The organism is Pseudomonas sp. NPDC087346 (assembly GCF_044744235.1).
Lineage (GTDB): Bacteria > Pseudomonadota > Gammaproteobacteria > Pseudomonadales > Pseudomonadaceae > Aquipseudomonas.
Genome location: NZ_JBIUXX010000187.1, coordinates 1 through 1,040 on the forward strand (window position 1 = coordinate 1; position 1,040 = coordinate 1,040).

At 51.2% G+C, this 1,040-nt stretch carries 1 protein-coding gene; it reads left to right on the forward strand.

Features of this window, described 5'->3' with window-relative positions; translation table 11 throughout:
- Positions 1–123: 123 nt before the first annotated feature.
- On the forward strand, positions 124–1,040 hold a 917-nt coding region (locus ACIOZM_RS31980; protein ID WP_401221693.1), incomplete at its 3' end, for a neuraminidase-like domain-containing protein.

Consider the following 1,040-nt stretch of genomic DNA (forward strand, 5'->3'; position numbering starts at 1 on the left):
CTGTCCACGCCTGCCTTGGCCCCGGCCACAGAGTCAAATTTAATTAGCAGTGTCGCCGAGAAATTAATGGCGTCCATCTAAATTTCTTTCACGGCCACTGTTTCAGTTTTGGAGATCTCCACGATGAACAATTCCGCACTCAATGCCATTCAAACCGCACGACGCGATGCGCTGGTTGACTATTACATCACTTATTGTGCCCCTCAAACACTGCTCGCCGATAAAACACCGTTGAACGCGCGCATTAAAACGGCCGATGAACTGTATGAGTATTTGTTGCTGGATACTCAGATCGGTCCGGAAGTTATAACTTCTCGGGTTGCCGAGGCTGTTTCCAGTCTGCAACTTTACATTAACCGCTGTTTGGAGGGGAATGACCCCGACGTGGACAATGCTGTCAGCGCGGTCATAACCCAGGAGTCCAAACCCGGTGGTTTTCTGTATGACTGGCCGAAATACAATCAGGTGTTCTCGACGTGGGCTGGCAAGGAACGCTTGCAGTACTATCCCTCGACCTACGTCGACCCCAGCCTGCGTTATAACAAAACAGAACTCTTCAAAGCCCTTGAAGAAACCATTAACCAAGGCCGGATTTCTGATGAGCGCGTCAACACAGGGTTCCAGCAGTACCTGCTGGACTTTGAAGTGCTCAGTCATTTGGACACGATTGGCGGTTACCAGGCAGGGCTTAGCGCCTCGACGAATTGCCAGGACACGCTCTATTTTATTGGTCGTAGCCAGAACGCGCCGTACGCCTACTACTGGCGCAGTTGTAATATGTCCGTGCGTGATGATAACGGCGGACTGACCGCCGGGGCATGGTCACAGTGGCTGAAAGTCAATGTGCCGGCGACGGAGACCTATCAAAATCAGTTAATGCCTTGCTGGTTTAACAATCGCCTGTATGTGTGTTGGGTTAGCAAAGAGCAGGTGGGGGTTATGCCGGGGGTAACGTCGCCACCTGACTTTACGTATTTTTCCAATATTTGGTACATGTCGGACGACGGTTCGTGGGTGTCGTACCAAAAAGAGGACATCGG